Annotated in this window: 7 protein-coding genes; 3 read left to right on the top strand and 4 right to left on the bottom strand. The window is 63.4% G+C overall.

Going from position 1 to position 6,750, the window contains the following annotated elements; translation table 11 throughout:
• Nucleotides 1-753: TRAP transporter substrate-binding protein (locus EN943_RS12845; protein WP_127412902.1), on the top strand; the 753-nt coding region annotated here is incomplete at its 5' end.
• 85 nt (nt 754-838) lie between these two features.
• Here the strand turns inward: EN943_RS12845 and EN943_RS12840 are convergent.
• From EN943_RS12840 to EN943_RS12825, 4 genes are all read right to left on the bottom strand, one after another.
• Nucleotides 839-1,867, bottom strand: a complete 1,029-nt coding sequence (locus tag EN943_RS12840) for a zinc-dependent alcohol dehydrogenase family protein (RefSeq protein WP_164778180.1) — start codon at nt 1,865-1,867, stop codon at nt 839-841.
• 18 nt (nt 1,868-1,885) lie between these two features.
• The gene (locus EN943_RS12835) at nt 1,886-3,667 is read right to left on the bottom strand and encodes a TRAP transporter large permease subunit (protein ID WP_127412904.1); all 1,782 of its coding nucleotides are present in this window, start codon (nt 3,665-3,667) and stop codon (nt 1,886-1,888) included.
• Entirely contained in the window at nt 3,667-4,251 is a 585-nt protein-coding gene (locus EN943_RS12830; protein ID WP_127412900.1) for a TRAP transporter small permease subunit, read from the bottom strand. Before EN943_RS12830 ends, EN943_RS12835 begins: the two co-directional genes overlap by 1 nt.
• A gap of 188 nt (nt 4,252-4,439) precedes the next feature.
• Nucleotides 4,440-5,345, bottom strand: a complete 906-nt coding sequence (locus tag EN943_RS12825) for a branched-chain amino acid ABC transporter permease (RefSeq protein ID WP_127412899.1) — start codon at nt 5,343-5,345, stop codon at nt 4,440-4,442.
• A 148-nt stretch (nt 5,346-5,493) separates the two neighbouring features.
• On the opposite strand from EN943_RS12825, the gene EN943_RS12820 reads away from it, so the two are divergent.
• Nucleotides 5,494-6,105: a CGNR zinc finger domain-containing protein gene (locus tag EN943_RS12820; RefSeq protein WP_127412898.1), complete on the top strand. Its 612-nt coding sequence runs from the start codon at nt 5,494-5,496 to the stop codon at nt 6,103-6,105.
• Nucleotides 6,098-6,634 carry a hypothetical protein gene (locus tag EN943_RS37625; protein ID WP_206522754.1) on the top strand — a complete coding sequence of 179 codons (537 nt, stop codon included), beginning with the start codon at nt 6,098-6,100 and terminating at the stop codon, nt 6,632-6,634. Before EN943_RS12820 ends, EN943_RS37625 begins: the two co-directional genes overlap by 8 nt.
• The last annotated feature ends 116 nt before the right edge of the window (nt 6,635-6,750 follow it).

Here is a 6,750-nt window from a genome sequence, read left to right as displayed (position 1 = left end):
TTTTCGCTCAACGCACGCGGCATGAATGCCTGGCATTACCATGGCGGCGGCATCGACCTGTTCAACGAGTTTCTCGCCACGCAGGGCCTTTTCGGCCTGCCGGGCGGCAACACCGGCGTGCAGATGGGTGGCTGGTTCCGCAAGGAAATCAACACGGTGGCCGACCTTTCCGGCCTCAAGATGCGAATCGGCGGTTTTGCCGGCAAGGTGGTGCAGAAACTCGGCGTCGTGCCGCAGCAGATCGCCGGCGGTGATATCTATCCCGCGCTGGAGAAAGGCACCATCGACGCGGCCGAATGGGTTGGGCCCTATGACGACGAGAAGCTCGGCTTCTACAAGGTCGCGCCCTATTACTACTATCCCGGCTGGTGGGAGGGCGGTCCGACCGTCCACCTGATGTTCAACAAGGCGAAGTACGAAGAACTTTCGCCGGCGTACAAGTCGCTGCTGCGCACTGCCGCGCAGGCGGCCGACGCCAACATGCTGCAGAAATACGATTATCTGAACCCTGCGGCGGTTAAGCGGCTGGTGGCCGGCGGCGCGAAACTGCGCCCGTTCAGCCAGGAGATCATGGCCGCCTGCTTCGAAAAGGCCAACGAGGTCTATACCGAAATGGAAGCCTCCAACGCCCCGTTCAAGAAGATCTGGGAATCGATCAAAGGCTTCCGCAAGGAGCATTATCTCTGGGCGCAGGTGGCCGAATACAATTACGACACCTTCATGATGGTCCAGCAGCGCAACGGTAAGCTGTAGTCGGCCGGACTTCTGTTCAAAAGCTCTCTGGGCGGAACCCGCTCAGGGAGCTTTTCTGTATATCCCGGGAGGCGAAGCCGGCGGTTCAGCCTCGGCGCGGCACCACCATAACCTTGACCTCGCCGGGCGCCGGCGGATTGGCGATCACCGCTGGCGCTTCTTCAAGCGGCACCTGCCTGGAGATCAGCCTGTCGATCTCGATCGCACCGGAAGCGATGAGTTCGGCGGCGCGGCGAGGGGTGTAGGGATTGAGGAAGGAACCCAGCACCTTCAGTTCCCGGAACAACAGGTCGAACGGCTCGAATTCCGCTTTCATGCCTTGCGGCGTCACGCCGACGATGACGACCGTGCCGCCGGCGCGGGCCAGCCGCATGGACTGCTCGACGGTCTCTCGCACTCCCGCGCATTCGAAGACGACGTCGACACCGCCTGGCACCAGCCCCGCCGGGCCGGCGATGGCATCGATGACATCGGCGGCGGTTGGATCGATCGTCATCGTCGCGCCGAGGTCCTCGGCGAGCGCGCGCCGCGAAGCTTGCCTGGTCGACAGGATGATGGTCGTGGCTCCCGCCAGTCTTGCCAGCTGTACGGTGAGCAGGCCGATCACGCCGCCGCCAAGCACGACCACCGAGCTGCCCGGTTTGATCCCGGCAAGGTCGACGCCATGCAGGCAACAGCCGAGCGGCTCGCAGAAGGCACCGTGCAGGGGATCGAGGCTCGCAGGCAGGACGAAAGCCTGCTTCTGCGGCAAGGCAAGATATTCGGCAAAGCCGCCGTCGCGATGAATGCCGATGGCGCGCAGATTGCTGCAGAGATTGACTTGTCCCGCGTGACAACGGGCGCAGCGCCCGCAGGCGATGTTGGGGTCGCCGGTGACACGATCGCCGATGGCAAAACCCGAGACCGATTTTCCGATCGCCTCGACGATACCGGAGAACTCATGGCCGGGCGTCACCGGCGGCATGCACGGAAATTCGCCGTGAAACAGATGCCGATCCGTGCCGCAGACGCCGCAGGCTTCGATCCGAACCAGAAGTTCGTCCGCCCCGATGTCAGGTTTGTCGACGTCGCGCAGCGTGATGCCGCCCACTGCTTCCAGCCGCACCGCTTTCATGGTTTTGACCATGCCGGTTCAGTTGAAGCTTGGCGGTTGCGACAGGTCGGGCTGTGGCGCTGCCGGCTTTGCCGGTGTCGGATCGCCGAAACTGGGCGGTTGCGAAAGGTCAGGAGCTGCCGGCGCCGTGCCGCCGCCAGCGGGCGCCGCTCCATCCGCCGGCGGCGTGCCGAGCGGCGACAGGCCGGGCACCTCCGGCACCTTGTAGTCGATGGTGCCCGGATCGACGGTCGTTCCCTTGTAGTGCATCACCATTTGCGGGAAGGCGATGGTCAAGCCGATCATGATCACCTGGATACAGACAAAGGGCACCGCGCCCCAATAGATCTGTCCGGTGGTTACCGGCGCGATTTGTTTGCCGGTGAGACGATCGAGATAGGGCACGCGCGCGGCCACCGAACGCAGATAGAACAGCGCGAAGCCGAAGGGCGGGTGCATGAAGCTGGTCTGCATGTTGACGCCCAGGAGCACGCCGAACCAGATCAGGTCGATGCCGAGCTTGTCGGCGGCGGGCGCCAGCAGCGGTACGATGATGAACGCCAATTCGAAGAAGTCGAGGAAGAAGGCGAGGAAGAAGACGAGCATGTTGACGCCGATCAGGAAGCCGACCTCGCCGCCCGGCAGCGACGTCAAAAGGTGCTCGACCCAGATGTGGCCGTTGACGCCGTAGAAGGTCAGTGAGAACACCCGTGCGCCGATCAGGATGAACAGCACGAAGGAGGACAGCCTTGTCGTCGAGGCCAGTGCCTGCTTGACGACGTCAAGCGACAGGCGCCCCTTGGCCGCCGCCATGAACAAGGCGCCGACAGAGCCCATGGCGCCGCCTTCAGTAGGCGTGGCGATGCCCAGGAAGATGGTGCCCAGCACCAGGAAGATCAGCGCCAGTGGCGGGATCAGCACGATGATCACTTGCTGCGCGAGCCTGGACATCATGTTGAAGTTCAGGCGCTTGTCGGCAATGGCGACGATGTAGATGAACAGCACTCCGGCAGTCGCACCGAGAATGTCGGCGTTGTCGCCATGCGCCGGCGCCAGATAACGATATGCCGCGTAGGAAACCGCTAATGTGACCAGCAAAGCCACCAGCAGCGACATCACGCCATGGCCGAGTGTACGGGCCTCGAGCGGCAGCGCCGGCATCGAGTTCGGCCGGATGATCGACATTATCAGGGTGTAGGACATATAGAGGCCGGTGAGCACGAGGCCCGGGATCAGCGCGCCCGCGTACATATCGCCGACCGAGCGGCCGAGCTGGTCGGCAAGCACGATCAGCACCAGCGACGGCGGGATGATCTGGGCGAGCGTGCCGGAGGCGGCAATGACACCGGATGCGAGCCGGCGGTCATAGCCATAGCGCAGCATGATCGGCAGCGAGATCAAGCCCATGGCGATGACGGAAGCCGCCACCACGCCGGTGGTCGCCGCCAAAAGCGCGCCGACGAAGATCACCGCATAGGCAAGGCCGCCGCGGATTGGCCCGAAAAGCTGGCCGATCGTGTCGAGCAGGTCTTCGGCCATACCCGATCGCTCGAGCACGATGCCCATGAAGGTGAAGAACGGGATGGCCAGCAGCGTGTCGTTCGACATCACCCGGCTGCCGTAGAAATTATCCGGCAATGCGTGCAGGAGCGGCCAGGCGAGGTTGATCGATCCTCCGGAATAAGGCGACAGCAGCACGCCGATGAAGAAGAACATCAAGCCGTTGGCGGCCAGGGAAAAAGCGACGGGGTAGCCGATCAGCAGGAAGATGATCAGCGAGGCGAACATGATCGGCGCCATGTTCTGCGCGATGAACTCCATCACGAGCGCACCTCGTCGGCCAGCGCCTTGGCTTCGAGTTCGGCCTGCTCATGCACCGATATGAAGGGATTGGGGTCGTCCATGTCTCCGCGCATGATGGCGATCTTCTTGATGATCTCGGAGATGCCCTGCAGCGCGAGCAGGAAAAAACCGATGAGCAGGATGGCCTTGGCCGGCCAGATGATCAGGCCGCCGGAATTGTTGGACATCTCGCCGCTGCGGAACGACAGCGACACATAGGGCACGAAATAGATCACCATCAGCGTCACGAACGGCATCAGGAAGAAGAGATGCCCGAGCAGGTCGATCCAGTGCTGTACGCGGCGTGAAAACAGGCCGTAGACGATGTCGATGCGGATATGTTCGTTCTGCTTCAGCGTATAGGCGGCGGCCAGCATGAAGGCGGCGCCGAACAGATACCATTGCAGCTCGAGCCAGGCGTTCGAGGATATGTCGAACACCTTGCGGATAATGGCGTTGGCGGCGCTCACCAGGATCGCCAGCAGGATCAGCCACGATATCCATTTGCCGATGAATTCGTTGGCACGATCAATAGTCCTGGATAGAGCGAGCAGCCCTGCCATGCATTCCTCCCTTGTACCGGAGGCGTGCCGGCTTCCCCCTTTTTGCCCGTCACGCCGCGTGGTCCAACGGTATGCCGCGCGTGGACTGACGGGTCAACAAGGATAGAGGCAGCAAATATCATCGCCTGGCAGACAGCGCCCAATACCGGCGATCTGCCCTCGCGTCATGCAACCAAAGTCTGACGTTTTCAGGCGATTTTGCCGGTGTCGCGGCCGGCGCCGATCAGGATCAGCGTCGTGACCAGGAACAGATACATCCACGCGTCGCGCCACTCGACCGGGAAATAGCCGGCCCACAGCGATTCGGCCATGCCGAAGGCGGCCGCGCCGAGCGCCGCGCGCGGTGGCGAGAGATAGCCGCCGACCGCCGTCACGAACAGGATTTTCAGTCCATAGACGAGGCCCGAGCCGAAGCTGACATTGCCGTAATAGAGCCCGGCCATGACACCGGCCAGCGCGGCGCAGAAGCCGCCGAACAGCACCGCGTGCCGGAATACCGCGCGTACGTCGACGCCGCACATCGCGGCTGCCTTGGGGTCGTCGGAGACGGCGCGCCAGCGCCGTCCGAAGCTCGACCGGGCAAAAGCCCGGCTGGCCAGCGCGATTGCCGCCACCACCACGGCGCAGTCGATGATCTGGATGAGCGTCAGCGTTGCCTTGAAGGTCGCGCCCTGCGCGAAAACGATGGGCTGCGCCAGCATCGGCGGCAGCCACAGATCATGCGTGTCGGCGGCGATGCGGCTCGCTTCGGACAGCAGCAGCAGGATGCCGAGCGTCGTCACCACGATTGCATTGGGCGTGCGATCGGCCAAAGGTTCGAAGACACTGCGCGACAGCACGTGGCTGATCAGCGCGGCATAGAGGAACGCAGCGACGACACCGAGCGCCACCGCCGCCGGCAGCGTCAGCCACAGGACCTGGTAGCCGAAGGCCGCGGTCAGGATCATCGTCTGGCCGCAAAAGGCGAACAACGCGCCATACGCGAGATTGGTGCGGTGCAGGATGCCGTTGGTCAGCACATAGCCAAAGGCGAGCAGCGCATAGAGCGCGCCCGAATGCAGCCCGTTCAACACCTGCTGGAAGAAATAGAGCATGCAAAACCTCGAAGCATGCCGCCCAAAAGTGCGAAGCGGTCCTGGCCAACGACATGCTCAAAAGGCTGCGGAGACCGCCGCATCCCGGAGTGAGGTTGCATCGCTGAATCTAACTTGTCAAATACGATTTATCGGTTAGATTTTTGCCATGACGGTATCCTGGACCCCGCACCGCTTTACCGGCGGCCTGCTTGCGCTCGACACGGCGAACACGGTCGTGCTGCGCGGCGATCCGGAGCGGACCTTCGACCGCTTCGACGATCCGGCCGAAATTGCCCGCTTCGCCGACGCGGCGAGCCGCTTTCGCGCCGCCGAACTTGGCGACAGGCCGCTGGCGGTATCCTCGCCGGTGGCGATCGCGCCCGTCGTGCTGTCGATCCGCGAGGCGACGGACCGGCTGTTTCGTGCAGCGGCGTCGAAGGGCGCAGTTGCCACCACGGATCTGCCCGGATTCCTGAGAGCCTGCGCCGATGGCCTTGCCGGCAGCCGGACCGAGATCGGTGCGCCGGGAAGGCCGTTCGGCGATTCTCTGACGCCGATCGCCTTCGAGGCGGCGCTGGCGGTTTCGGCGCTATCGCTTCTGCGTGACGACACCGTCGCAAGGCTGAGGATCTGTCCCAACTGCACTTGGCTATTCGTCGACAGAAGCCGCAATTCCAGCCGCCTTTGGTGCGACATGGCGGTGTGCGGCAACCGTCAGAAGGCAAGCCGTCACTATCGCCGCCGTCGCATGGCGGAAAATGAGGTCAAGAATGCGTAGCGGCCTTTCCCGTTCGATCCTTGTTGGCACGGCGCTCATCGTGGCCGTTGCGCTCGGCGCCTGCCGCGATACCGGCAATGACGAAGGCAAGCTGTTCGAGATTTCCGGCAAGATATTCGTCTTCAACTACCGCCTCGCCAGGGCGACTTATGTGGTGACCCTGCGGCCGGTGAAGCCGATGGGAGAGGGCCAGGTGGCGGTCGCCAGCTTCCAGGATCCCGCCGGCGGCGCACCTCTGGTGGTCGAGCAGAAGGTCTGGCCGAAGCTCGACAAGGTGACGCTGGAGAGCCCGGCACTGACCTGCGTCGTCAAGAACAAGCCCTATGCGATTGCCATCAGCATCAAGGGCGGCGACGGCGCGGTCCTGCAGAAGATCGACACCACGCTGATGTCGACGGAAGACCAGTCGATCCTGCCCGACCGGCCGCTGGTCATCGACCAGCTCTACACCGCCAATCCCGACCTCGTCGGCCATCCCGACGGCAAGCTGCCGGGCGAGCCGAAGCCGGATTGCTCGAAAGGCGGCTGACGCGTCGCGGCCGCCCGGGCCGCAGCTGAAATTTTCGTGCGCCGGGCAATGTCCGCGGATCGGTTTCATACCCGATTCAGGATGGCTGCGGACTGTTCGTTGCGCGTTGCTGGCAT

Origin of the sequence: Mesorhizobium sp. M7A.F.Ca.US.006.01.1.1, assembly GCF_003997935.1 — a bacterium.
Lineage (GTDB): Bacteria > Pseudomonadota > Alphaproteobacteria > Rhizobiales > Rhizobiaceae > Mesorhizobium.
The sequence above is the reverse complement of the archived record's forward strand: the minus strand, read 5'-3'. Positions and strand labels throughout refer to the sequence as shown.